Origin of the sequence: Streptomyces subrutilus (assembly GCF_008704535.1) — a bacterium.
Taxonomy (GTDB): Bacteria; Actinomycetota; Actinomycetes; order Streptomycetales; family Streptomycetaceae; genus Streptomyces; species Streptomyces subrutilus.
Map to the genome: position 1 here is coordinate 6,735,234 of NZ_CP023701.1, position 23,083 is coordinate 6,758,316.

A 23,083-nucleotide genomic window follows, 5' to 3' on the forward strand; every position below is an offset into this window, starting at 1 on the left:
CGCCCGGAGGCAGTCATGGCCAGCAGCAGGGGATTCACCACGTGCCTGTGGTTCGACGGCGACGCGGAGGCCGCCGCCGACTACTACCTGTCGGTGTTCAAGGACGGCAGGCTCGGCCGGATCGGCCGCTACAACGAATCGGGCCCGGGCCGGGCCGGTGACGTGATGGTCGTCGAGTTCGAGATCAACGGACAGCGGTTCATCGGCCTCAACGGAGGCCCGCAGTTCCCCTTCACCGAGGCGATCTCCTTCCAGATCCGCTGTTCGGACGAGGCCGAGGCCGACTACTACTACGAGGCGCTGACGAGGGACGGCGGCCGGGAATCCGAATGCGGCTGGGTCAAGGACAAGTTCGGGGTGTCCTGGCAGGTCACTCCGGACGAGGCCATCGACCTGATCTCCGACCCCGACCCGGGCCGCGCCGCCCGGGCCACCGCGGCCATGATGACGATGAAGAAGCTGGACGTGGCCGAGATGCGCCGCGCCGCCGACGCCGGCTGACCGGGACCGCCCGCGGCCCGTGCCCATCGCCGGGCCGCGGACGGCCTGTCGGCCCGGCCGTCAGTCCCCGTGCGCGAGGCGGGCCGGCAGCGCCGGCAGGGCCGTGCCGATCGGCTCGCGCACGAGCTCGTCGGCCCGCGCGTCGTACGGGGTCTCCTCCGCGTTCACGATGATCAGCCGGGCTCCGGCCTCCGCGGCCATGCCCGCAAGCGACGCGGTGGGCTGGACCCGGAGGGTCGGTCCGACGGCGACGCACACCTGGCACCCCCGCGCCACGGCCATCGCCTGCCCCAGCACCACGGGATCCAGGCGCTGTCCGAACATGACGGTGGCAGCCTTGAGGATGCCGCCGCACGCCGGGCAGGCCGGATCGGGGTCACCGGCGGCGACCCGGGCCAGCGCCTGCGCCCTGCCCGAGGGCGCGTGGCAGCCGGTGCACACCACCGAACGGGCCGAGCCGTGCGGTTCCGAACACCTTGTGCGCGGGCAGGCCGGCCAACTGCTGCAGGCCGTCCACGTTCTGGGTGACGACCCGCACCGGGGTCCCGCCGGGTTCGAGCTCCGCCACCGCCCGGTGCGCGGCGTTGGGCCGGGCCCCGAGCGCCCCGATCTCGGCCCGCATCCGCCAGGAGCGGCGCCGGACCTCCGGATCGGCCATGCAGGACGCGTACGTCACGAGCTTCTCGGCGTCCGGATCGCGGCGCCACAGGCCCTGCGGCCCGCGGTGGTCCGGGATCCCGGAGTCGGTGGACATTCCTGCCCCGCTGATCACGGCGACGAGCGGCTTTCCCATGCTCCGACCCCGGGGACGCGCGCCGGGGGCCGCGACCGGATGACGGCAGGCGCCGATCGTCGGGCCCGGTGGGCCCGTTGCCGATCGGTCCGGTGAATCCCGCCCCCCACAGGAGTGAGTCCGGGCCGCGCCCCTCCCGGTGCGACGGCCCGGGCCGCTACAAACCGGTCATGAGACTCATGCCGTACCGCCCCCGCGCTCTGCTGCTCACCCTGCTCGCGCTGCCGGTGCTGTCCGCCGCCCCGGTCCTGGCCGCCGAGGCGGCGCCGGCGGCCGCGCCGGCCGCGGCCGGGCACCGCCACGAGCACTCCGCCGCCGAGATCGGCCGGTTCCTGACCTCGTTCTACGGTGTCCACGGGCCCACCGGCTACTACCGGGAGCACCGGGTCTCGCAGGTCCTGAAGGACAAGCAGACGGGCAGCCCGGACGCCGACGTGCTGCTCTGCGCACAGAACGCCCCGCAGGACGTCGGCATCGGCCCCGTCACCGTGGCGCGGTCGGCCGGCGTGGGCTGGGCCACCGTCACCACCCACTGGGCGGCCGGCGCCACCGACACCTTCACCGCGTACGTCCGCCTCGACTCCCTGCCCATCCGGCTCGACGACGTCATCTGCGCGGGCTGACGGCCGGGCCCCGGCGACCGGCGACGGCCGGCCGGGCACCGCTGCGGGCCCGGCGCGGCATCTGGTACAACACCGGGCATGACGGGAACGGGATTCGAGATCGCCCGGGCCGGCGCCGCCGACCTGGAACGGATGCGGGACTGGGCCGAAGAGGAGGGCTGGAACCCGGGGGACTCGGACCGGTTCGCCTTCGCGGCGGCCGATCCGGAGGGCTTCCTCATCGGCCGGCTCGACGGCGAACCGGTGGCCTGCATCTCGGCGGTGCGCTACGGGACCGGCTTCGGGTTCATCGGCTTCTACATCGCGCGCCCGGCCGTCCGCGGGCAGGGATACGGCATCCGGCTGTGGCGTGCGGGGATGGAGCGGCTGAGCGGGCGGCTCGTCGGCCTGGACGGGGTCGTCGCCCAGCAGGACAACTACCGCAGGTCCGGCTTCCGCTCCGCCTGGAACAACGTCCGCCTCGAAGGGGTGCCGGAGGGTGCCGGGGCCCCCGACGGCGTCGAGCTGGTGGACGCCGCGACCCTGCCGCTCGCCCGACTCGCCGCCTACGACCGGCGGTTCTTCCCCGAGCCGCGCGACGCCTTCCTCGCCGCGTGGACGGGCCTGCCCGGCCGGACCGCGCTGGCGGCCGTGCGCGACGGCCGGATCGAGGGGCTCGGGGTGGTCCGTCCGTCCGCCGGGCCCTCCCGGGTCGGTCCGCTGTACGCCGCCGGTCCGCAGGTCGCGGCCGCCCTGCTGGGCGCACTGGCCCGGCACGCGCCGGGCGGGCGCATCGCGGTGGACGTGCCGGACGCGAACCCGGCGGCCACCGCGCTCCTGACCGGACTGGGCCTCGCGCCCACCTTCGAGGCCGCCCGCATGTACACGGGACCGGCCCCCGCGCTCGACCTGGCCGGGATCTACGGAGTGACGAGCCTCGAACTGGGGTGATGGCAGGAGCAGTTGACGTCTATCCTCCGGCCCTTACGAGCCTTCGGCATGGACGGGCAGAGCCCCCGGTGGGCCGGACGGCGGTCGCACGGCGCCGCCCGGCCCCGGTGCTGCGGGTGCCGCGGGTGCTGCGGGTGGTGCGTGTCGTACGGGTGACGCGGGATCAGAAGTCGAACAGCGCGCCCTCGGTGCTCCGCAGGATGCACGGGTTGCCGAAGGTGTACGTGTAGCTCAGCCGCCGGCCCTGCCACACGCCGTCGGCCGTCACGGTCATCGGATTCCACTCCCTGGTACAGGCCGCGTCGGCGGCCGGCGCGGTGAGCGCGTCGAGTTCGCCGCCGCTGCCGCGTAATTCGCGGCAGGCGGCGGTCCGGGCCGGGTGCGTGCCGCCGGGCGTCGGCGCGCAGACGAGCGTGACCGCGCGCACCACGGTGCCGGTGTCCGCGTCCCCTCCCGCCGTCAGGCTGAGCACGAGCGCGGACGGCGCGTACAGGCTCGCCGTGCCCGCCGGGGCGGCGTCGGCCGCCACCGGCCAGGCCAGCGCGGTGAGCGCGCTGAGCGCCATGGCGGCGGAACCGAGACCGAGACCCCTTGCGATGGACCGCATTTCGAACACTCCCTCGGGTTGATGGTGCGGATAGCGGACAGAGTCTTGCCGAAGCGGAGCGTGAACGCCCGTTCGGCCCCCCATTTCCCGTCACCGATCGTGTACGGATGACCGCAGACCGCAGCGGTGCGTTCCGTCGCGACCTGTGGTGCAGCGCTCCGGGGAATCGGCCGAACACCGCTGGGGAAACCCGGTCGAAACCGTCGGGCGGCCTGCTTCGGGGGCGTGCGGAAGCCCTCCCACCGTCCGGTGGGAGGGCTTCCGCACGCCCCCCGAAGGAGAATGCCGCCGATGCGCCCCGCGCGCGCCGCCGCCGCGCGGTGCGAAGCCCGGGCGGTCAGCCCGGGGTCACGTGCGGGGCGTACAGGTCGAGCAGGCGGGTGCGGGTCTGGTGCAGCCGCAGGGCCAGGACGCGCCCGACCCAGTGGCCCACCGCCGACCCGAAGGCGGGATCGGCGTCCATCAGCAGGCGCACGCGGGTGCCGTCGAACTCGTAGGCGCGCACCGGTGTCATCGCCTCCGCGGCCAGCTGCCACACGTACGGCGGGAACAGCCACGACCAGCCGACCAGCTCACCGGGGCCCAGGCTCTCCACCGACGCCGGCCGGCGGCCGGGTACCGGGATCTCCAGGGTCACCGTGCCCGAGCGCACGATCCAGAAGGACTCGGCCCGGGTGCCCTCGGCGAAGATCCCGGCGCCCGCCGGGAAATGGACCTCGCGGGCCTGCGACATCAGCCGTCCGCGGTGCTCGGTGGACAGGACGGCGGCGATCCGAACGGGAGAAGGTGTGCTCACGACGGCCTCCGATCACGACCCCCCGCTGGCTCCTCTTCCCCCAGTGTCGCCGACGCCCGCCCGATTCCGACCGGTGCGTCGGCGCTTCTTTCCGGTGCCGGCCCCGCCGGGGTGCTACTCCTCGGCGCCCGCCTCCAGGCAGGCCAGCTCCATGGAGTCCAGCACCGCCTCGTGGGTGCGCCGGCTCAGCTCCGCGACGCTCTCGATCTGTGCCGTCGCCCAGGCCGCCAGGGTCATCACCAGGACGCGGAGCCCGTCCGTGCCGTACTCGGCCAGGATCGAGTCGGCGACGATCATGGCGTCCTCGGGCACCTGCTCCGGCGGCTCCAGGCCCGCCAGCCCGCGCAGCATGCCGAGGGTGCGGCGGGAGATCTCCGGGGTCATCCGCGCCAGCCGCATGTCTTCTTCGTCGTCCATCAGCCCTACTCTCCGGTGCCGTGCCGGTCCCCCCAGGGGCACCGTAGAGGGCGCCGGCCCGGCGCGTGAGGGGTTTCGCCGCGTGACCCAGGGTGTGCGGGCGACAGCGGCCGGTTCCGGCGGGCCCGCGTCCGGATCGCGCCCCCGCAGGGGCCCGCACCCGCCGCCCTCCTCGCGACCGGCCCGGGGCCCGGGTCGGCAACCGATTGGGCATCGATGTGCCAAGTGGCATGAACGCGACGCCAATCCGTCCTAGGGTGCGCCCGTACACATGGTTTACGGACGGCTCTTCGGCTGTTTTCGGCCATGCGTGCGCCCGGCCGCGCTGTCGACGGCCGGACCGCAGATCGATGTGGGGGGTTCATGCGTAGATCCAGAGGGCCGGCGGCGGCGCTCGCCCTGTCCTTGTCCCTGTCCTTGGCCGGCACCGGTGCGGCTATCGGCCTCGGGTTCGTCCCGCAGGCGGCGGCCGTCACCCCGCCGGTGGCCTTCACCGCCGACGCGCTGCCGACCTGGCAGGCCAACGGCGTCGTCTGGGCGCTCGCCGAGACGGCCGGCAAGGTGTTCGTCGGCGGCACCTTCTCCGCCGTCCGCCCGCCGGCCGGCGGCGCGGGCGGCGAGCAGCCCGCCGTGAACTTCGTCGCGCTCGACGCGGCCACCGGGGCGCCGACCGCGTGCACCCTGTCCTTCACCGTGGGCGGCGGCACCGCCACCGTCCGCGCGCTCACGCTCTCGCCGGACAAGCAGACCCTCTACGCGGGTGGCTACTTCGGGGCCGTCAACGGGACGCAGGTCTCCAGCCTCGCCGCCATCGACGTGGCGACCTGCACCGTGAAGACCTCCTTCCGGCCCGCGTTCGCGGCCACCGTCCGCGCCCTGGCCGTCACCGGCGACACCGTCTACGCGGGCGGCGACTTCCTGAGCGTCGCCGGCCAGCAGCGCGAGCGCTTCGCCGCGGTCGACGCCGACACCGGGGCGCTGCGGCCCTTCACCGCCGACGCCGACGAGCCCGGCCGCGCCGTCGAGGTGACCCCGGACGGCAGCAAGGTCATCCTGGGCGGCGACTTCTTCACCGTCAACGGGACGGACACGCACGCCCTGGCCGTCGTCGACGCCGCCAGCGGCGCGCTGGCCAAGGCCTACCCCGGCTTCATCGAGACCAACTCGGTCGTCAAGGACATCGCCACCGACGCCACCGGCTTCTACACCGGCAACGAGGGCACCGGCGGCGGGGTGTTCGACGGCCGCATCGCGCTCGACCTCGCCGGCCTCGGCCAGCGCTGGCGCGACACCTGCCTCGGCGCCACCCAGGCGGTCCTCCCGTACCAGGACGTGCTGTACAGCGCCTCGCACGCGCACGACTGCTCCAGTGTCGGGGAGTTCCCCGACGGGCAGCGCCACCACCTCCTCGCGCAGCCGACCACCGGCACCGGCAAGCTCGGCTGGGCCCCCGACACCAACGACGGCATCGGCGAGGGCATCGGCCCGCGCGTCATGACGGTCGGCTCCAAGGACGGCGTCGAATACCTCTGGGTCGGCGGCGAGTTCACGGCCGTCAACGGGGCCGAGCAGCAGAGCCTGACGCGCTTCGCCTCCACCGGCGACACCGGCGCCCCCACCGTGCCGCTGGCCGGCGCGGTCAGCTTCAGGCCCGGAGAGGTCCAGGTGCGCTGGCGCACCAGCCTCGATCCGGACGACAGCGCCCTGACCTACCGGATCTACCGCAACGGCGCGGCCACCCCCGTCGCCACGGTCACCGCGGACTCGCTGTTCTTCCGCCGCCCGCAGGCCTCCTGGACCGACACCACCGTCGCGGCCGGCCAGTCGTACAGCTACCGGGTGACGGCGACCGACGCTGCAGGCAACGCCAGCGCGCCGTCCCAGACGGCGAGCGTCACCGTGCCGACCTCGGTCGACGCGTACCCGAACCAGGTCCGTACCGACGGGGCCCAGCAGTACTGGCGCTACGACGAACCGGCCACGCCCTTCGCCCCCGACTCCTCCGTGGGCGGCAACCAGAGCGGCGTGCACCTGAACGCCCCGGCCCTGCGCCAGTCTCCGGGCGCGGTCACCGGCGCCGGCACGGCGATCGGCTTCGACGGCGTCGACACCCAGGTGTACGGGGAGCAGCGGCAGAACGTGGGCAGCGCGTACAGCGTCGAGACCTGGTTCAGGACGGACACCACCCGGGGCGGCAAGCTCGTCGGCTTCGGCAGCAACCAGGCCCGCACCAGCAGCCAGTACGACAAGCACGTCTACATGACCAACGACGGACGGCTGGTCTTCGGCGTCTACACGGGCGCCACCCGCACCATCACCACCAGCGCCGCGTACAACGACAACACCTGGCACCACGTGGTCGCGACCCAGGGGCCGGGAGGGATGGCCCTGTACGTGGACGGCGTGCAGAAGGGCACGCTCAACGTCACCACGCACGAGAACTACTCGGGCTACTGGCACGCCGGCGGCGACAACCTCAACGGCTGGCCGGACCGGCCGACCAGCGACTACTGGGCGGGGCAGCTCGACGAGACCGCCGTCTACCCGACCGTGTTGAGCGCGGCGCAGGTGCACAACCACCACGCCCTCGCCTCCGTCCCGGCCGACACGGTGGTGGAGGTGACCGCGGCCGAGGACACCTACGCCAACGCCGGAGCGCCCGGCACCAACTACGGCACCTCCAGCTCCCTCGCCGTGCGCGGCTCCTCGTTCTACGCGAGCTACCTGCGCTTCGACCTGCCGCCCGCGCCGGCGGGCACGGTGCTCAAGTCGGCCGTGCTGGGCGTGAAGACGAGCACGATGGGCGGCGCCGGCACCGTGGACACGATCTCGGTGGTCCCGGTCACCGGCGCGTGGACCGAGGCGGGCACCACCTACGCCACCCGCCCGGCCCTGGGCGGTCCGGCGCTCGGCACCTTCGCGGGCATCCCGGACGGCTCGGCCGTGCACACCACGGGGCTCGACGCCCCGACCGTGGCCGCCGCGCTCGGCACGGGCTACGGGCTGGCGCTGACCGGCACCGGTACGGACGCGCTGTGGCTGTGGTCCTCGCAGGCCCAGGCGGCCGAGGGCACGCCGCGGCTGACGCTGACCTTCGGCGCGCCCTGACCGGCACGCGGATGAACGGCCGAGGGGGCGCGGACCGCGAGGTCCGCGCCCCCTTCGCGCGTCCGGCGGGCCGTCCCGCGCCCCGCGGGCGTCCCTAGGCCTGGTCCCCGTGGTGCACGTGGGCCAGGACCTGCTGGAGCAGCGCCCTGACGTGGTCGTCGTGCAGCTCGTAGACCACGCTGCGGCCGTCGCGGCGGCCCGTGACCAGGTCGAGGTGGCGCAGCAGGCGCAGGTGGTTGGAGACGGTGGGCTGGCCGAGTTCGAGGTCCCCGGCGAGATCGCCGACCGAGCAGGGGGAGTGCAGCAGGCGCGCCAGGATGCGGACGCGGGCGGGCGAGGACAGGCCCTGCATGACCTCCGCGACGGCGGCCGCGTCCGACTCGGACAGCAGGGGCGGGGTGGCGGCCGTGGGTTCCATGGCCGCCACCCTAGATCAGCAGGTCAGGACGTGCACAGGTTCACATATTCAAAAGTGCTGATATGTTGATGTCATGACTGAAGCAGTGAAGGCCCCGGAGCGGGTGCGGACCGAGGACGAGGCGCGGACGCGGGAGAAGGCGCGGACCGGGGGCGAGCGGAACGGGCCGACGACGGCGACCGGGGAGCACGCGCACGGCCACGGCCACGGCTTCCTCGGCGAGCGGGCCGAGCTGGTCAGCGCGCTCCTCTCCCTCGCCGTCTACCTCACCGGCCTCGCCCTGCAGCTCACCGGCAACGGCGGCCCGGCGAGCCGGGCCCTGTTCGTCGCGGCCTACGTCTTCGGCGGGTTCTTCACCCTCCGGGAAGCCGTCGCCACCCTGCGCCGCGGCCGCTTCCAGGTCGACTTCCTGATGCTCGTCGCCGCGGCGGGCGCCGCCGCCATCGGCCGTTGGGAGGAGGGCGCGGTCCTCCTCGTCCTGTTCAGCCTCGGCCACGCCCTGGAGGGGTACGCCATGGGCCGCGCCCGGCGCTCCATCGAGGCCCTCGGCGACCTGGCCCCGCGCACCGCCCTCGTCCGGCGCGGCCCGGCGGACCCCGTCGAGGTACCGGTGGAGGCCCTGGCCGTCGGCGACACCGTCCTGGTCCGCCCGCACACCCGCGTCCCGGCCGACGGATTCGTCGCCTCCGGCTCCGGCAGCGTCGACCAGTCGCCCCTCACCGGCGAGAGCGTTCCCGCCGACAAGACCCCCGTCGCCGACCCGGCCGCCGCCCTCGCCGACCCCGCCGCGACCGGCCCCGACAGCCGCGTCTACGCCGGCACCGTCAACGGCGCCGGCACCCTCGACGTGGTCGTCACGCGGCTGGCCCGGGACAACACCCTCGCCCACGTGGTCCGCCTCGTCCGGGACGCCGACCAGCGCACCTCGCCGACCCAGCGGTTCACCGACCGCTTCCAGAAGGTCTTCGTACCGGGCGTGCTCGCCCTCGTCGCCGTCCTGCTGGCCGCAGGCGCCCTCGCGGGCGAGCCCTTCACCGACAGCTTCTACCGCGCCATGGCCGTCCTCGTCGCCGCCAGCCCCTGCGCCCTCGCCATCGCCACCCCGGCCGCCGTGCTGAGCGCCGTCGGCCGCGCCGCCCGCGGCGGGGTCCTGGTCAAGGGCGGAGCGCCGCTGGAGGAGTTCGGCCGGCTGCGGACCATCGCCTTCGACAAGACCGGCACCCTCACGGAGGGCCGCCCCCGCCTCACCGAGATCGAACCGGCCGCCGGAGCCGCCCGCGAGGAGCTGCTGCGCACCGCCGTGGCCGCCCAGCGCCTCAGCGACCACCCGCTCGCCCGGGCCGTGGTCCGCGACGGGACACCGCTGGTCACCGGCGGCCCGCTGCCCGACGCCGGGAACCTGCGGGCCGTCATCGGCCGGGGCGTCGCCGCCGAGTTCGAGGGCGAGCCGGTGCACATCGGCAGCCTCGCCTACGCCGACACCCTGACCGGCCCACCCGTCCCGGCGGCCCTCCGGGACCGTACCGAGGAACTCGCCCGCACCGGCCGCACCACCATGCTCGTCCGTCGCGGCGACCGCTGGCTCGGCATCCTCGGCCTGATGGACGCCGCCCGCCCGGAGGCGGCCGGCACGGTCGCGGCCCTGCGCCGCCTCGGCGTGGTCCGCACGGTGATGCTGTCCGGCGACGACCAGCGGGTGGCCGACGCGGTCGGCCGGGCGGTCGGCCTGGACGAGGTGCGCGGCGGGCTGATGCCCCAGGACAAGGCCGCCGAGGTGAACCGGCTGCGCCGCACCGGCCGTACCGCGATGATCGGCGACGGCGTCAACGACGCCCCGGCCATGGCCGGGGCCACCGTGGGCGTCGCGATGGGCGCGGCCGGCTCCGCCGTCGCCCTGGAGACCGCCGACATCGCCCTGATGTCCGACGACCTGGGCCGCCTGCCCTTCGTCACCGGCCTCAGCCGCAAGGCCAGCCGCATCATCCGGCAGAACCTCTGGCTCAGCCTCGGCATCGTCGCCGTCCTCGTCCCGGCGACCGCGCTGGGCCTGGGCATCGGGCCCGCCGTCCTGGTGCACGAGGGCTCCACCCTGCTCGTGGTCGGCAACGCGCTGCGGCTGCTCCGCCACCCCGACCCGGCCTGACCCGTCGCGGCGCCCCGCCCGCTGTCAGTGGTGCGGCCTACGCTGGCACGACGGGCACCGCCGCGACGGCCGGGGCCCGGGTGTCCGACGACGGGGGAGAGACGGATGAGGATCGAACTGCGCGACACGCTGGACGCGGACCTGGAGGTCTTCTGGCAGCACTCGGCCGACGTCCGGGTCCAGCGCATGGCCGCGATCACCCGCGAATACCACTACGACCGCGAGCACTTCGACGACCACTGGGCCAAGGCGCGCACCGACCCGGGCGTGCTGCTGCGCACGGTGGTGGCCGACGGGGCGGTGGTCGGGCACGCCGCCGTCTTCGGCCCGCCCGAGGAGCGCGAGGTGACGTACGTGATCGGGCCCGACCACTGGGGGCTGGGCATCGCCACGCGGGCCCTGGCCGAGCTCGTACGACAGGAGGGGACCCGCCCGCTCCACGCCGGGGCCGCCGCCGACAACGCGGCCTCGCTCCGGGTGCTGGAGAAGTGCGGGTTCACCCCGACGGGGCTCGCCCGCGACTTCGCCATGGCCCGCGGCGAAGAGGTGGACGTCCTCCTGCTCACCCTGGACTGAGCCGGCCTACGGCCGCGGGGGCGTCCCGCCCGCCCACGCCCAGCGCACCTCGCCGTCCTGCCGGTGCGGGGTCGGGCGGAGCCCGCAGGCGGCCGCGACCGCCGCCGAGGCGGCGTGGGCCGGGTGGACGTGTGCGAGCAGCCGGCCGATCCGCAGCTCGCGCAGCCGGTCGGCCAGCGCCCGGGCGGCCTCGGTGGCGATGCCGCGGCCCTGCCAGCGGCTGCCGACCACCCAGGCCAGTTCGGCTTCGGCCGCCGCCGGGGCGATCGTCGCCTGGACGGTTCCGACCAGGCAGCCCTCGGAGCGCAGCCGCACCACCCAGTTGCCCCAGACGACGGCCGGGTCGGGGGAGCCGGCCGAGAGCCGTCCGTACCGGGTCCGGAGCGCGTCCGGTGGCAGGGGCGCACCGCCGATGAAGGCGTGCAGGGCCGGATCGGCCAGGACGCCGGCCATCTCCGCGGCATGGGAGGGCAGGACGGGCAGCAGGTCGAGGCGCTCGGAGGCGAACGCGGCACGCAGCAGGGCGGCGCCGGGCACCGGGAGCGGGCCCGGGTCCGGCTGCGTTGCCGCGGCCGGGTCGGCCTCCGCGGGGCCGGCGTCGGCGGGGCGGACTTTGCCGGCGGCTCTCGGGCGCGGTACCCCGTCCACGGACAGGCAGATCCCGAACACCCGGTCGTGGCCGGTCCAACCGTTGACGTGCCCCCGGTTGTTGCCGATCTGCACGCGCCGGCGCGCAGCGTCCACGGCCGTCACCAGGTGGAGGTGGACCGTGCCGGCGACGCGGGCCAGCACGATGTCGCCGACCTCGACCGACGCCGGGTCGACCGGAGCCACCCGGACCGGCCGGCCGCCGTGGACCAGCGGTGCCATCGAACCTCCGGCCGGCCGGAACTCCACGGTCTCACCACGGCCGACGCGGTCCGCCACTGCTTCGAGCATGCCCATCGGGCGAGTGTGCCCGAACGCCCGCGCGACCGGTACCGGGTTTCACGGCGGCCGCCCCCGGCCGCTCCGGTCAGCGCGGGGGCTCCACCTCCAGGAAGCGGCGCCGGCGCGGCCCCCGGTACAGCAGGCACACCCAGCCGAGCCCCTCCAGCACGGCCGCGCAGGCCGTCAGCCGCTCCTGCTCCTCCCCGGCGGCCCCGCCGCCCGGCGGACCCAGCCAGGTCACCACCGCCCGCCCGGGACCCGGCCCTTCGCCCACCCGGTACCCGGTCCGGGTGCGGCGGCCCTCCGCGTCCACGGCCGACGGCTCCAGCCCCGCCGCCTCCAGTGCGAGGGCCACCGCGCGCGCGGGCAGCCGCACCTCCCAGGGCGCGGGCACCCCCGCGCCCCCGGGTCCGTTCACCATCCGGCGGATCTGCACCAGCCCCTCGTAGGCCGTCCGGAGCTCGGCCTCGCGTCCCGCCCCGGGCTCCGCGCCGTCGCCGGTCGCGGGCTCGAAACCCTGCCCGGGCACCGTCATCCCGCACCACCCCGCCCGCCGTCTGAGTACCTCACGCCCAACGGCCTGAGTATCCGCCCCGATTCCCCGCCGCGCGCCCGCTGGTCGAATGGGGCCATGACCACCGACGCCCCGCGCGGCACGACCCCCCGCCCGCGCATCCAGCACGTCACCACCGCCGGTTCGGCCCTGGCCGTGGCCCTGCTGCCGCTCGTCGTGGGCGTCCTGCTCGCCAAGGGCCTGGCCGCCGACCCGCTCACCCCCGTCAACGCCCTGATCACCGGCGGCGGCCAGCGCGCCGGGCTCCCGCGGGCCGAGTGGCGCCGCCGCGGCCGCGCCACGGTACGCCACCTGCGCACCGCCCGCCGCTGCGTCCACCTCGGCCCGCTCCGGTGACGACCCCGGCCCGCGCGACGCCACCACCCGGCCGGCGCGGCCGGGCGGACCCGGTCTACGGCGACGGGCGCCGCCCGCTCAGCCAGCTGTCCGCCGCACGCGGGGAACGGAGCCGGACCACCACGAGGGGGGCGAAGCGGGGGTCGGTCGTGCGGCGCAGGATCTCCGCGCGGCGCGGTCCGAACTGCCGCCAGGCCCACCACACCGGGTGGTCGGAGCGCAGCCACTCCCGCCACTTCTCCCGGTTCCCGCCGAAGAGCCGTTCGCGCGTCAGGCTCCGGCGAAGCGACCGCAACAGCACCCGCCGCATGACCACGTGCCGCGGGTGGTCGAGCCAGACGATCGTGTCGGCCCGCTCCCACAGCAGGTCCCGGACCGCCGGGTAGCCCAGCGAGTCGAAGACCCAGCACTCCGCCCCGGCCAGCCGCCGCGTGTCGGCGGCGAAGGCCGGGTTCACCGCCCAGTCCGGGCCGGCGAAGTGCAGCGCGTCCATCTCGTGGTACGGCAGCCCGAGCCGCCGCTCCAAGGCCCGGGCCATGGTCGACTTGCCCGCCCCGCTGATCCCGACCACCAGTACGCGCCGCATCCCGGCACCCTAACCCCGGGCCGGCGCGACCCGCCCCGGGGCCCCCGTCAGGAGGCGGGGGACAGCGGCTCCTGGAGTTCGGTGACCCACTGGTCCCGGTCCTCCGGGCAGGCGAGCGACAGCTCCCTCGCGTACCCGGCGGAGCGGTACCCGTGGGCGTCGATCCACCGGGCCAGCGTCTGCGAGGCGGGCAGCACGCCGTCCATCGACCCCCGGTGCACGAGGGTCGCGGCCCGCTCCACGGCGGGCAGCGTCACGATCCGCACCCCGCCCCCGAGGTCCGCCGCCCGGACGCCGGCCGCCACCGGCAGCGCCGCGCGGACCAGGATCGCCCCCGCCCCCGCCTCGGTTCCCGCCCCCGGCTCCGGTGCTGAGGCCGCCGGCGTGCCCGGCGTGCCGGGTGAGGCGCCGGAGTCCGGCGCGTCCTCGTACCGGGCGATGCCGGGGCCCGTCGGGACCACACCGGCCCGGTCCAGGCGGCGGCACAGCTCGCCGAAGAGCGGGCCGATCACCGGGCCGATGTCCTGCGGTTCGTAGCTCTGCGCGATCGCGCTCAACTCGGCCACCCGGACGGGCGGGAGGCTCTTCACGACGACGTCGTCCACGGGCATGGAACCCTCGCTCTCGATGGTTCGGAGCCTCGCCTCGACCTGGACCAGCCGGGCCGCCGCGGCGGCCATGGCGCTCTCCAGCTCGGCCTGCCGCGAACGCAGCATGCCCCGCAGCTCCTCCACACCCACCTGCGCGTCGAGGATCGTCCCCACCTGGTCGAGGCGGAAGCCGAGTTCCTTGAGCGCGATGACGCGGTTGAGGCGGGCGAGCTGCCCGGCCTCGTAGAAGCGGTAGCCGGTGAACGGGTCGACACGGGCCGGGCGCAGCAGTCCCAGCGCGTCGTAGTGACGCAGCATGCGGACCGATACCCGGCCGTGCTTGGCGAAGTCTCCGATAGTGAACATGACGCTCTCCAGTGCAGGGCCTGACACAGGGAGAGGGTCAACCCCTGGCCGTCGCCCCCCTGGTCAGCGACCGTACTCGCGCAGGCAGAGGTCGACGATGGCGGGCGGCACGGTGCCCTCCGCCGCATCGCACAGCCGGTCCACGGTGGTGGGTGCGACGGGCTTGCGGCGGGGGTGGGCGGTGGCCGGTCCGGGCGGGCGGACCCGCCGGGGCGGCGCCGGCTTCGCGGCCCTCCCGGCCGCCGGACGGCTTGCCTCCGGCGACGGCCGGCCGGGGTCGGTGGCCGGCGCCGGGTCCGGCTCGGCCGTCACCGGGACCGGCAGCCTCCCGAGCGGCAGGGCGTCGGGCTGGGGACGTGGTGCGGGCCGGTCCGGAGCGTCCAGGGGCGGAACGGCGCCACGTGCCGGAGTCAGGGCCTCCGGGCCGACCGAGACGCAGCCCGCGCTCGCGAGGAGCGCGACGAGGGTGAGGGGCACGGCCCGGCGCAACTGCATCCGACCACCATGCCGTACGGCCGGGCGCGCCGAGGCCGCCGCTCACGCGTCCGGGTGACGCGGACCGGTGCGGGGAACCGTTCGGGCCCGGGGACGGTCGTGGCCGGCCGGGTACGGGCCGCCGATCGGGCCGATCCCGATGGTCCGGGGGTCCGGTGGTTCGGGGGCGCGGTGGGGAATGCGGCGGGGGCCGCGGGGGATTGGTACCTCCGTAGGGGTGACGGGGGAGGCGCGACCTCCGGCGCTCCGCACCGCCGTGTCCTGCCCACCAGCCCGTTCGTCCGTACGGAGTGCCGTTCCATGACCTCAGCCGCCGCGCCCGGCAGCCCCGCGCCGTCCCCCCGGCACCGTCCTCCGGCAGCCGCCGATGCCCCGGGCCGCACCACCGCTCCCGGTCCCGCCCCCTGGAAGGGCTGGGCGGCCGTCTGCGCCGTCGCCCTCGGCATCTTCTGCCTGATCACCTCCGAGCTCCTGCCCGTCGGCCTCCTCACCCCCATCGGGGGCGCCCTCCAGGTCTCCGACGGCACCGCCGGCCTGATGGTCACCGTGCCCGGTCTCGTCGCGGCGCTCTGCGCGCCCCTCGTCACCGTCGGCGCCGGGCGCCGCGACCGGCGGCTCGTGCTGTGCGTGCTCATCGCCCTGACCACCGCGGCGAACCTCGTCGCCGCCTTCGCGCCCGGCTTCACCGTGGTCCTGGCGGCGCGGGTCCTCGTCGGAGCGAGCCTCGGCGGTTTCTGGGCCATCGCCGGCGGCCTCGCCGTGCGCCTCGTCCCCGAACGCCACACGGGCCGCGCGACCGCGCTGATCTTCGGCGGGGTCCCCACGGCCTCGGTGCTCGGCGTGCCGGCCGGGACGCTGCTCGGTGAACTCGGCGGCTGGCGGGCCGCCTTCGCGGCGATGGCCGTCCTCGGCGCCGTGACCCTCGCCGCGCTGATCCTGCTGCTGCCCCCGTTGCCGCCGACCCGGCACGTCGCCTTCGCCGAACTGCCCGCCCTGGTCCGCGAGAACCGCGGGGTGCGGGCCGGGATCGCCGTCACCTTCCTGGTGGTGACCGGGCAGTTCGCCGCCTACACCTTCGTCCGCCCCGTCCTCCAGGACGTCTCCGGCATCGATCCCGCCCACGTCAGCACCCTGCTGCTCGGCTACGGCGTCGCCGGCGTCGCGGGCAACTTCCTGGCCGGGGCGCGGGACGCCCGCCGCACGCTGCTCGTGGTGAGCGCCTCGCTGGCCGTGGTCCTGGCGCTGATGGCCGCCGTGCCCGGGGCCGTCGCCGGGACCGCGCTGCTGCTGGCCTGGGGGCTGGCGTACGGCGGGGTGTCGGTCAGCCTGCAGAGCTGGATGACCACCTCCGCGCCGCGCGCCACCGAGGCCGCCTCCTCGCTCATGGTCGCCTCCTTCAACCTGGCCATCGCCACGGGCGCGCTGCTCGGGGGGCTCGCGGTCGACGGCATCTCCGCGTCCGCCGCCCCGCTCGGCGGCTCCGCCCTGATGCTCCTCGCCGCCGTCACGGTCCTGACGGCCACGGTCCGCCGCCCGGACGCGGTCGGCACGCCGAAGTGACGGAACGGTGCGTCGGGGACGGATCGGGCATCCGGCTTGACCCGGGGCATCCCCGGGGGGGGGGAAAAGAGTGCGCCGATCGAGAACCGTCGCGCGAGCCGTCCTTCGGAGATGTCCCAGATGCCCGTACCCGCCTGTCCGTCGCCCGCCCCGCCCACCGGTCCGACCGCGCCACCGGTCCGGCCGCGCCACCGGTCCGGCCGCGCCACCGGTCCGGCCGCGCCACCGGCCGGCGCGGGGACGCTGCGCCCGGGCGACGGCGGGGCCGAGGTGCGCGCCCTCCAGGAGCGGCTCCAAGGCCAGGGGTTCACGTACGTCTCCGTCACCGGGCTCTACGACGACCGGACCCGGCGCGGCGCGGCCCGGCTCCAGAGCGACCGGGGCATCACGGGCGACCCCGAGGGCGTCTACGGCCCGGCCACCCGGGCCGCGTTCGGCTGAGCCGGACTCACCGGCCCCCGGCGACCCGCAGGACGGCGCCGGTCGTGTAGGAGGCGTCGGGGGACAACAGCCAGGCGACGGCCCCCGCCACCTCCTCCGGCTGCCCGGGCCGTCCCAGCGGGATGCCGGCGGCGGCCCGGGCCGGACGGCCGGGGTCGCCCATGGCGGCGTGCATGTCGGTCTCGATGATGCCGGGCGCCACGGAGTTGACCCGGATGCCGTCCGGGCCGAGCTCCTTGGAGAGCCCCACCGTCAGCGCGTCGACGGCGGCCTTGGTGGCCGCGTAGTGCACGTAGTCGCCCGGGCTTCCGAGGGTGGCGGCGGCCGAGGACACGTTCACGATCGCCCCGCCGCCCGCGACCGCCATGTCCCGGGCGGCGCGCCGGCAGCACAGCAGGTAGCCGAGGAGGTTGACCTCGACCACGCGCCGCAGGTCGGCGGTGGCGGCGTCGGCTAGCCGGCCCAGGGGGCCGGTGACCCCGGCGTTGTTGACCAGGCCGTCCACCGTGCCGAGTTCGGCCCCGGCGATGTCGAAGAGCCGGTCGACGCCGCACTCTTCGGAGGTGTCGCCGCGCACGGTCGCGCAGCGGCCCCCGAGCGCCCGCACCCGATCGGCCACGGCCTCGGCGGCCTCCTCGTCGTGGAGGTAGCCGAGCGCCAGGTCGTGCCCGTCCGCGGCGAGCCGGAGGCAGACGGCCGCCCCGATCCCCCTGCTGCCGCCGGTGACGACGGTGACCGGACGACGTGCCATGGGGGCCTCCTGCGAGCGGGTGCGACGTGCGGCGCCGGCCTGGACGGCCGGCCGGTGAGCGCCGCGGGCGCGGCAGGCTAACACCTCCGATATCCGCTGGACCAGCGGCTATGGGCCGATGGAGAGTGATCGTGCGGCACGCGCCGCACCACCGTGCACCCGTGTGCGCCACCCCGTACCACCGTGCACCACCGCGTGCCACGGTGCACCACCACGCGCCGGCCCCCACCGGCCCATCGTCCGTCCCTGCGTCCGAGGAGACCCCATGTCCACCCTGCGGGTGACCGCCGAAGAGCTGACCGTCCACGAGCATCCGAACGCCGACGCGCTGGAACTGGCCCAGGTCGGCCTCTACCGGGCCGTCGTCGCCAAGGGCGCCTACCGCACCGGAGAGTTCGCGCTCTACGTGCCGGAGCAGGCGGTCCTTCCGGCAGCGCTCGTCGACGAGCTGGGCCTGACCGGCCGTCTCGCGGGCGGCAACGCGGACCGGGTCAAAGCGGTCCGGCTGCGCGGCGAGCTCTCGCAGGGGCTCGTGTGCAGACCGCGCGCCCTCGCGGACACCGACCTGGCGCGCGCGGCCGAAGAGGGTACGGACTTCGCCGGGCTCCTCGGCATCACCAAATGGGCTCCGCCGGTCCCCGCGACCATGAGCGGCGACGCCGAACCGGCCCCCGATCTGATGCCGTGGACCGACATCGAGAACCTGCGGCGCCACCCGCAGGCCTTCGAGCCCGGAGAGCCCGTCGTGCTCACCGAGAAGGTCCACGGCACGGCCTGCCTGTTCACGTACGTCGTCGAGGGCGGCCGCTGCCTGGTCTCGTCCAAGGGCTTCGGCGCGAAGGGCCTGGCGCTCAGGGAGGACGAGCGCAACGTGTACTGGCGGGCCGTGCGCGGCCACGGGGTGCCGGCGGTCGCGGCGGCCCTCGCCGCCCGGCTCGGCGCGACCCGGATCGGGATCTTCGGCGAGGTGTACGGCGCGGGTGTGCAGGACCTCGCGTACGGAGTCGGCCCGCGCACCGCCGACACCCCGCCCGGATACGCCGTCTTCGACGTCTCGGCCGAGATCGACGGGCAACTGTGCTGGCTGGATCCGGCCGAAGCCCTGGAGCCCGGCGAACTGCCGACGGTCCCCCGACTGTACGAGGGGCCGTACGCCCTCGACCGGGTGCTGGAGCTGGCCAGCGGCCGGGAGACCGTGTCCGGGCGCGGACTGCACCTGCGCGAGGGCGTCGTCATCCGGGCGGCGGCCGAGCGGTACAGCCCGGTGCTGGGCGGCCGGGCCGTCGCGAAGGCGGTCAGCCCCGCCTACCTGACCCGCAGGAACGGCACGGAGTACGAGTGAGCGCGGGCGACGCGCCCTCCCGGAGGTGACCGGCGCCTGACCGCCCGCCCTGTCGACGCCGCGCGACCGCAGAGGCGTTGACAGGGCCGGAGTCCCCCCTCGATCATGCCGGAGAGCGCTCTCCCGCTCTCCGCTCTCCGGTGCAAGGGGTCGATCGGTATGGACGACGGTGACGAGCCGGGCCGGCTCGTGGACAAGCTGGACCTGAGCGGGTGCGTGCGGCTGCTGACCGGTGACGACACCTGGCACACGGCCGCCGAACCGGCCGTCGGGCTAAGCCGGATGGTGTTCTCCGACGGACCGGCCGGCGTCCGCGGGCCCGGCTGGGACGAGACGTCCACGGCGGCGGTCCTGCCGTCCGCCAGCGCACTGGGCGCGCTCTGGGACGAGGACCGGGCGTACGGCCTCGGTGTCCTGCTCGGCGAGGAGGCGCGCCGCAAGGGCGTCGACGTGCTGCTCGCCCCCACGCTGAACCTCCACCGCAGCCCGCTCGCCGGCCGCCACTTCGAGTGCTGTGCGGAGGACCCGCTGCTCGCCGGGCGCACCGGTGCGGCGCTCGTCCGCGGGATCCAGTCCCGCGGGGTGGCCGCGACCGCCAAGCACTACGTCGCCAACGACTCCGAGACCGAGCGGCTGACGCTGGACGCGCGCGTGGACGAACGCGTGCTGCGAGAGCTGTACCTCGCACCCTTCGAGGCCGCCGTCCGGGCCGGGGTCTGGCTGGTGATGTCGGCCTACAACCGGGTCAACGGGGCCAGCATGAGCGAGAGTTCCCTGCTGTACGAGCCGTTGAAGGGGGAGTGGGGCTTCGACGGGGTCGTGGTCTCCGACTGGGGCGCGGGCCGCTCCACGGTCGCCTCGGGCCGCGCGGGGCAGGACCTGCTGATGCCGGGTCCCGAAGGGCCGTGGGGCGCGGCGCTCGTGGACGCCGTGGAACGCGGACTGGTGTCCGCCGAGGCGGTACGGGACAAGGCGCGCCGCCTGCTGCGCCTCGCCGCCCGCGTGGGCGCGCTGGCCCCGGAGGGCCGGGAGGGCCCGGAAGGCCGGGAGGGCCGGGAGGGCCGGGAAGGCCGGGAAGGCCCGGGGGCCTCGGCGGACCCGGGAGCCTCGGCGGACCCGGGGGCCTCGGAGGGCCCGGAACCCCCGGCCGGGCTCGTGACGCCGGCGACCCCGGTGGCCCCCGTGACCCCGGTGGCCCCCGTGACCCCGGCGACCTCCGTGACCCCGGTGACCCCAGTGGCCCCGGCGACCCCCGTGGCCCTAGTGGCCCCGGTGACCCCGACGACCCCGGCGACCCCGGACGTCCTGACGGCACCGAAATCCCCGGCCCCGCCTGTGCGTCCGGTGGTGGTGGGCGCGGAGCAGCCCCCGATCGCGGGGCAGCCCTTGGCCGGGCCTCCGGCCGAGGCCCGGTGCGAGCCCCGGCCCCGGGCCTCGGGAGAGCCCGGGCCCCAGGCGTTGGCGGAGCCCCGGCCGGAGGCCGTGGCCGGAGCCGGGTGCGGGCGGTCGGTGCACGCCGTCGCACCCGCGGATCCGGCCGACCGGGAGGCGAGGGGGCGGGCGGTGTTGTGCGAGGCCGCCGCCGCGAGTTCCGTGCTGCTGGAGAACCGGGGCGTGCTGCCCCTCGACCCCGCCGCGCTCGCCACCCTCGCCGTCATCGGGGCGCACGCCGCCGATCCGCGCGTCCAGGGCGGCGGCAGCTCCGAGGTGTTCCCGCGCGAGGTGGTCACCCCGCTCGCCGGGCTGCGCGACGCCCTGCCGCCGGGCGTGCGCGTCGTGTACGAGCCCGGGCCGCCCCCGGAGGGGACCGGAGGCCCGGCGCCGCTCGGGCCCCGGCACGCCCGCGACCCCGAAACCGGTGCGCCCGGCGTACGGCTGCGCGTGCTCGACGCCTCCGGAGCCGTCCTGCACCACGCGCACCAGCCCTCCGGCCGGGTCCTGGAGCCCGAACTGCCCCCGGGCGCCCACTCCGTCGAGCTGGCCGCCGTGCTCCACCCCGACGTCACCGGGCCCTGGACCCTGGGGCTGGGCGGCTTCGGCGCGCTCCGCCTCACGGTGGACGGGGCGGCCGTGCTGGCGGGGGAGTACCCGCCCCGCACCGACGACCCGGCCGTCGTGCACGTGCGCCCGCCCCAGCACACCGCCCGCGTCCACCTCACCGCCGGCCGTCCCGCCCGGGTCGTGGCCCGCCGCCGGCTGGCGCCCGGCACCGGCCGGGCCACCGTCCTGACCGCCGCCCCGCCCGGCCCCGACCCGGCCGAGGCCCTCGCCGCGGCCGTGGCTGCGGCCCGTGGCGCCGACGCGGCCGTCGTGGTCGTGGGCACCACCGAGGGCGCCGAGTCCGAGGGCCACGACCGGCGGACCCTGCGCCTGCCGTCCCCGCAGGACCGGCTGGTGCGGGAGGTGGTGCGGGCGAACCCCCGTACCGTCGTCGTCGTCAACGCCGGCGGCCCCGTCGAACTGCCCTGGCGCACCCGCCCGGGAGCCGTCCTGCTCACCTGGTTCCCCGGTCAGGAGGCGGGCGCCGCCCTCGCCGACGTCCTCCTCGGGCGCACCGAACCCGGCGGCCGGCTCCCGACCACCTGGCCCGCCGTCCTCGCCGACGCACCCGTGCGCACCACCCGCCCCACGGCCGGGGTCCTGCCGTACGAGGAGGGGCTGCACATCGGCCACCGCGCGTGGCTGCGGGCCGGCCGGGCCCCCGCGTACTGGTTCGGCCACGGGCTGGGCTACACCACCTGGGCCTACGAACGCCTCGGCCCGCCCGAACCGGCCCCCGGCGGCTACGAGATCCCCGTCGAGCTCCGCAACACCGGCGCCCGCGCGGGCCGCGAAGTGGTCCAGGTGTACCTGGCGCGGCCGGACTCGGCGGTGGACCGGCCGGTGCGCTGGCTCGCCGGATGGGCCGCGGTACGGGTCGGCGCGGGGGAGCGGGTCACGGCGTACGTACGGATCGACGCGCGGGCCCTGCGGCACTGGTGCCCGGCGGAGGGCGGCTGGACCGCGGAGCCGGGCCGGTTCACGCTGCTGGCGGGCCGCAGCGCCGGGGACCTCCCGCTGCGGGGGGTCCTGGAGGCCTGAACCGGGGGCGCTACAGTGCCGCCATGGACATCGGGGGGCGTACGGGAACGGATGCGCGGGCGGGTACGGGGGCCGGTGCGGCCGCGGGTGCGGGCGCCGCGACCCTGGAGGACGTGGCCCGCGCGGCCGGGGTGTCCCGGGCCACCGTCTCGCGGGTGGTCAACGGGGTCCGCAACGTGGACCCGGCCATCCAGCAGGCGGTCCGGCGGGCCATCGCCGCGACCGGGTACCGGCCGAACCGGGCGGCCCGCTCGCTGGTCACCCGCCGCTCGGGGGCCGTCGCCCTCGTGGTGTGCGGTGCGGGCGCCGAATCCGGCCGCGGACACGACGAGTTCGCCGCGGGGGTCCTCCAGGACCCGTTCTTCGGGCGGGTGGTGGGCGGCGTGGTGCGGGCGCTGCGGCCGCGCGGGGTGCACCCGGTGCTCATGTTCGCCGACAGTGCCGAGGACCGTGCCGAGGTGCTCGCGTACGTGGCGCAGGGCGGCGCCGACGGAGCGCTGCTGGCCACCACGCACCCCCGGGACCCGCTGCCGGGGATGCTGGCCGGGGCCGCGCTGCCGGCCGCGCTGTTCGCCCGCCCGGCGGCGGGGGTCCCGATCGACCACGTGGACCTGCGGCACCGGGAGGGCGGGGCGCTGGCGGCCCGGCACCTGCTGGCGCGCGGGTGCGGCCGGCTCGCGGCCATCGGCGGCCCGGCGGACGTGCCCGCGAGCCGCGAGCGGCTGGCGGGGTTCCGCGAGGCGGCGGGAGGGCGGGTGCGCGTGGCCGAGGGCGGCTTCACGCTCGACGGCGGCGAGCGGGCGATGCGGCGGCTGCTCGCCGAACGGCCTGAGGTGGACGGGGTGTTCGCCGCCAACGACCTGATGGCGCAGGGGGCCTGCCTGGTGCTGCGCGAGCACGGCCGCCGCGTTCCGGAGGACGTGGCGGTCGTCGGCTTCGACGACTCGGGCGCGGCCGCGGCGTGCCGGCCGAGGCTGACGACGGTGCGCCAGCCGGTGGAGGAGATGGCCGCCGAGATGGTCCGCCTGCTCCTGGACCGCGTCGCGGGCGCGGCCGCCCCGGAACCGGTCTCGGTCCTGTTCGCCCCCGAGCTGGTGGTCCGCGACTCCGCCTGACGCG

The 23,083-nt window shown here is 76.2% G+C and carries 22 protein-coding genes and 1 pseudogene; 12 read left to right on the top strand and 11 right to left on the bottom strand.

Annotated features, from left to right (window positions below; all coding sequences use genetic code 11):
* The first annotated feature begins 15 nt into the window (after positions 1–15).
* The gene (locus tag CP968_RS29975) at positions 16–501 is read left to right on the top strand and encodes a VOC family protein (protein WP_150520963.1); all 486 of its coding nucleotides are present in this window, start codon (positions 16–18) and stop codon (positions 499–501) included.
* A 60-nt stretch (positions 502–561) separates the two neighbouring features.
* On the opposite strand, the pseudogene CP968_RS29980 reads toward CP968_RS29975, so the two are convergent.
* Positions 562–1,294: pseudogene (locus CP968_RS29980) on the bottom strand (SIR2 family NAD-dependent protein deacylase).
* A 170-nt stretch (positions 1,295–1,464) separates the two neighbouring features.
* Here CP968_RS29980 and CP968_RS29985 point away from each other — a divergent pair.
* Complete coding sequence (locus tag CP968_RS29985; RefSeq protein WP_229886491.1) at positions 1,465–1,917, top strand: hypothetical protein; 453 nt, start codon at positions 1,465–1,467, stop codon at positions 1,915–1,917.
* A 78-nt stretch (positions 1,918–1,995) separates the two neighbouring features.
* Positions 1,996–2,847, top strand: a complete 852-nt coding sequence (locus tag CP968_RS29990) for a GNAT family N-acetyltransferase (RefSeq protein ID WP_150520964.1) — start codon at positions 1,996–1,998, stop codon at positions 2,845–2,847.
* A 163-nt stretch (positions 2,848–3,010) separates the two neighbouring features.
* On the opposite strand, the gene CP968_RS29995 is transcribed toward CP968_RS29990, so the two are convergent.
* The 3 genes from CP968_RS29995 to CP968_RS30005 all read right to left on the bottom strand — a co-directional run bounded on the left by CP968_RS29995 (position 3,011) and on the right by CP968_RS30005 (position 4,667).
* The gene (locus CP968_RS29995; RefSeq protein WP_150520965.1) at positions 3,011–3,454 is read right to left on the bottom strand and encodes a subtilase-type protease inhibitor; all 444 of its coding nucleotides are present in this window, start codon (positions 3,452–3,454) and stop codon (positions 3,011–3,013) included.
* 337 nt (positions 3,455–3,791) lie between these two features.
* Positions 3,792–4,250, bottom strand: a complete 459-nt coding sequence (locus CP968_RS30000; protein ID WP_189828931.1) for a Crp/Fnr family transcriptional regulator — start codon at positions 4,248–4,250, stop codon at positions 3,792–3,794.
* A gap of 114 nt (positions 4,251–4,364) precedes the next feature.
* A complete protein-coding gene (locus CP968_RS30005) occupies positions 4,365–4,667 on the bottom strand; it encodes a hypothetical protein (RefSeq protein ID WP_150520966.1) in 303 nt (100 codons plus the stop codon).
* 363 nt (positions 4,668–5,030) lie between these two features.
* Between CP968_RS30005 and CP968_RS30010 the strand changes: the two genes are divergently transcribed.
* Positions 5,031–7,775 (top strand): LamG-like jellyroll fold domain-containing protein, encoded by a 2,745-nt coding sequence (locus tag CP968_RS30010; RefSeq protein WP_189828932.1) that lies wholly within the window; start codon positions 5,031–5,033, stop codon positions 7,773–7,775.
* Positions 7,776–7,869: 94 nt separating this feature from the next.
* Here the strand turns inward: CP968_RS30010 and CP968_RS30015 are convergent, their stop codons facing one another.
* Positions 7,870–8,193, bottom strand: coding sequence for an ArsR/SmtB family transcription factor (locus tag CP968_RS30015; protein ID WP_150520967.1), 324 nt, complete (start codon positions 8,191–8,193; stop codon positions 7,870–7,872).
* 73 nt (positions 8,194–8,266) lie between these two features.
* On the opposite strand from CP968_RS30015, the gene CP968_RS30020 reads away from it, so the two are divergent.
* Together CP968_RS30020 and CP968_RS30025 are read left to right on the top strand one after the other, a co-directional pair.
* Positions 8,267–10,336 (top strand): heavy metal translocating P-type ATPase, encoded by a 2,070-nt coding sequence (locus CP968_RS30020; RefSeq protein WP_150520968.1) that lies wholly within the window; start codon positions 8,267–8,269, stop codon positions 10,334–10,336.
* Positions 10,337–10,441: 105 nt separating this feature from the next.
* Positions 10,442–10,912: a GNAT family N-acetyltransferase gene (locus tag CP968_RS30025; protein WP_150520969.1), complete on the top strand. Its 471-nt coding sequence runs from the start codon at positions 10,442–10,444 to the stop codon at positions 10,910–10,912.
* Between the two features lie 6 nt (positions 10,913–10,918).
* On the opposite strand, the gene CP968_RS35090 is transcribed toward CP968_RS30025, so the two are convergent.
* Together CP968_RS35090 and CP968_RS30035 are read right to left on the bottom strand one after the other, a co-directional pair.
* A complete protein-coding gene (locus CP968_RS35090) occupies positions 10,919–11,431 on the bottom strand; it encodes a GNAT family N-acetyltransferase (RefSeq protein WP_373304080.1) in 513 nt (170 codons plus the stop codon).
* A gap of 496 nt (positions 11,432–11,927) precedes the next feature.
* Entirely contained in the window at positions 11,928–12,377 is a 450-nt protein-coding gene (locus CP968_RS30035; RefSeq protein ID WP_150520970.1) for a hypothetical protein, read from the bottom strand.
* A gap of 96 nt (positions 12,378–12,473) precedes the next feature.
* Between CP968_RS30035 and CP968_RS30040 the strand changes: the two genes are divergently transcribed.
* On the top strand, positions 12,474–12,752 hold the full coding sequence (locus CP968_RS30040) for a hypothetical protein (RefSeq protein WP_150520971.1): 279 nt from the start codon (positions 12,474–12,476) through the stop codon (positions 12,750–12,752).
* Positions 12,753–12,807: 55 nt separating this feature from the next.
* Here CP968_RS30040 and CP968_RS30045 read toward each other — a convergent pair whose 3' ends face one another.
* The 3 genes from CP968_RS30045 to CP968_RS30055 form a co-directional block, all read right to left on the bottom strand.
* Positions 12,808–13,338 (bottom strand): P-loop NTPase family protein, encoded by a 531-nt coding sequence (locus CP968_RS30045; RefSeq protein WP_150520972.1) that lies wholly within the window; start codon positions 13,336–13,338, stop codon positions 12,808–12,810.
* Between the two features lie 47 nt (positions 13,339–13,385).
* The gene (locus tag CP968_RS30050; protein WP_150520973.1) at positions 13,386–14,294 is read right to left on the bottom strand and encodes a MerR family transcriptional regulator; all 909 of its coding nucleotides are present in this window, start codon (positions 14,292–14,294) and stop codon (positions 13,386–13,388) included.
* A gap of 63 nt (positions 14,295–14,357) precedes the next feature.
* Positions 14,358–14,789: a hypothetical protein gene (locus tag CP968_RS30055; RefSeq protein WP_150520974.1), complete on the bottom strand. Its 432-nt coding sequence runs from the start codon at positions 14,787–14,789 to the stop codon at positions 14,358–14,360.
* Positions 14,790–15,089: 300 nt separating this feature from the next.
* Between CP968_RS30055 and CP968_RS30060 the strand changes: the two genes are divergently transcribed.
* Both CP968_RS30060 and CP968_RS30065 read left to right on the top strand, forming a co-directional pair.
* Positions 15,090–16,349: an MFS transporter gene (locus CP968_RS30060; RefSeq protein WP_150520975.1), complete on the top strand. Its 1,260-nt coding sequence runs from the start codon at positions 15,090–15,092 to the stop codon at positions 16,347–16,349.
* 111 nt (positions 16,350–16,460) lie between these two features.
* Positions 16,461–16,790: a peptidoglycan-binding domain-containing protein gene (locus CP968_RS30065; protein ID WP_150520976.1), complete on the top strand. Its 330-nt coding sequence runs from the start codon at positions 16,461–16,463 to the stop codon at positions 16,788–16,790.
* A 7-nt stretch (positions 16,791–16,797) separates the two neighbouring features.
* Here CP968_RS30065 and CP968_RS30070 read toward each other — a convergent pair whose 3' ends face one another.
* The gene (locus tag CP968_RS30070) at positions 16,798–17,541 is read right to left on the bottom strand and encodes an SDR family NAD(P)-dependent oxidoreductase (RefSeq protein ID WP_150520977.1); all 744 of its coding nucleotides are present in this window, start codon (positions 17,539–17,541) and stop codon (positions 16,798–16,800) included.
* Positions 17,542–17,806: 265 nt separating this feature from the next.
* Between CP968_RS30070 and CP968_RS30075 the strand changes: the two genes are divergently transcribed.
* The 3 genes from CP968_RS30075 to CP968_RS30090 all read left to right on the top strand — a co-directional run bounded on the left by CP968_RS30075 (position 17,807) and on the right by CP968_RS30090 (position 23,079).
* On the top strand, positions 17,807–18,883 hold the full coding sequence (locus CP968_RS30075) for an RNA ligase (ATP) (protein ID WP_150520978.1): 1,077 nt from the start codon (positions 17,807–17,809) through the stop codon (positions 18,881–18,883).
* A gap of 159 nt (positions 18,884–19,042) precedes the next feature.
* A complete protein-coding gene (locus tag CP968_RS35095; RefSeq protein ID WP_229886493.1) occupies positions 19,043–21,964 on the top strand; it encodes a glycoside hydrolase family 3 C-terminal domain-containing protein in 2,922 nt (973 codons plus the stop codon).
* Between the two features lie 23 nt (positions 21,965–21,987).
* Positions 21,988–23,079, top strand: a complete 1,092-nt coding sequence (locus CP968_RS30090) for a LacI family DNA-binding transcriptional regulator (RefSeq protein WP_150520979.1) — start codon at positions 21,988–21,990, stop codon at positions 23,077–23,079.
* Positions 23,080–23,083 lie beyond the last annotated feature (4 nt).

Excerpts from the sequence above, each read along its gene's own strand:
- CP968_RS35095 (WP_229886493.1), top strand. The coding sequence starts at position 19,043 with ATGGACGACGGTGACGAGCCGGGCCGGCTCGTGGACAAGCTGGACCTG.
- CP968_RS29990 (WP_150520964.1), top strand. The coding sequence starts at position 1,996 with ATGACGGGAACGGGATTCGAGATCGCCCGGGCCGGCGCCGCCGACCTG.
- CP968_RS30020 (WP_150520968.1), top strand. The coding sequence starts at position 8,267 with ATGACTGAAGCAGTGAAGGCCCCGGAGCGGGTGCGGACCGAGGACGAG.
- CP968_RS30055 (WP_150520974.1), bottom strand. The coding sequence starts at position 14,789 with ATGCAGTTGCGCCGGGCCGTGCCCCTCACCCTCGTCGCGCTCCTCGCG.
- CP968_RS30005 (WP_150520966.1), bottom strand. The coding sequence starts at position 4,667 with ATGGACGACGAAGAAGACATGCGGCTGGCGCGGATGACCCCGGAGATC.
- CP968_RS29975 (WP_150520963.1), top strand. The coding sequence starts at position 16 with ATGGCCAGCAGCAGGGGATTCACCACGTGCCTGTGGTTCGACGGCGAC.
- CP968_RS30015 (WP_150520967.1), bottom strand. The coding sequence starts at position 8,193 with ATGGAACCCACGGCCGCCACCCCGCCCCTGCTGTCCGAGTCGGACGCG.
- CP968_RS30050 (WP_150520973.1), bottom strand. The coding sequence starts at position 14,294 with ATGTTCACTATCGGAGACTTCGCCAAGCACGGCCGGGTATCGGTCCGC.
- CP968_RS30070 (WP_150520977.1), bottom strand. The coding sequence starts at position 17,541 with ATGGCACGTCGTCCGGTCACCGTCGTCACCGGCGGCAGCAGGGGGATC.
- CP968_RS30075 (WP_150520978.1), top strand. The coding sequence starts at position 17,807 with ATGTCCACCCTGCGGGTGACCGCCGAAGAGCTGACCGTCCACGAGCAT.
- CP968_RS30025 (WP_150520969.1), top strand. The coding sequence starts at position 10,442 with ATGAGGATCGAACTGCGCGACACGCTGGACGCGGACCTGGAGGTCTTC.
- CP968_RS30035 (WP_150520970.1), bottom strand. The coding sequence starts at position 12,377 with ATGACGGTGCCCGGGCAGGGTTTCGAGCCCGCGACCGGCGACGGCGCG.
- CP968_RS30010 (WP_189828932.1), top strand. The coding sequence starts at position 5,031 with ATGCGTAGATCCAGAGGGCCGGCGGCGGCGCTCGCCCTGTCCTTGTCC.
- CP968_RS30060 (WP_150520975.1), top strand. The coding sequence starts at position 15,090 with ATGACCTCAGCCGCCGCGCCCGGCAGCCCCGCGCCGTCCCCCCGGCAC.
- CP968_RS30090 (WP_150520979.1), top strand. The coding sequence starts at position 21,988 with ATGGACATCGGGGGGCGTACGGGAACGGATGCGCGGGCGGGTACGGGG.
- CP968_RS30040 (WP_150520971.1), top strand. The coding sequence starts at position 12,474 with ATGACCACCGACGCCCCGCGCGGCACGACCCCCCGCCCGCGCATCCAG.
- CP968_RS30045 (WP_150520972.1), bottom strand. The coding sequence starts at position 13,338 with ATGCGGCGCGTACTGGTGGTCGGGATCAGCGGGGCGGGCAAGTCGACC.
- CP968_RS30065 (WP_150520976.1), top strand. The coding sequence starts at position 16,461 with ATGTCCCAGATGCCCGTACCCGCCTGTCCGTCGCCCGCCCCGCCCACC.
- CP968_RS29985 (WP_229886491.1), top strand. The coding sequence starts at position 1,465 with ATGAGACTCATGCCGTACCGCCCCCGCGCTCTGCTGCTCACCCTGCTC.
- CP968_RS29995 (WP_150520965.1), bottom strand. The coding sequence starts at position 3,454 with ATGCGGTCCATCGCAAGGGGTCTCGGTCTCGGTTCCGCCGCCATGGCG.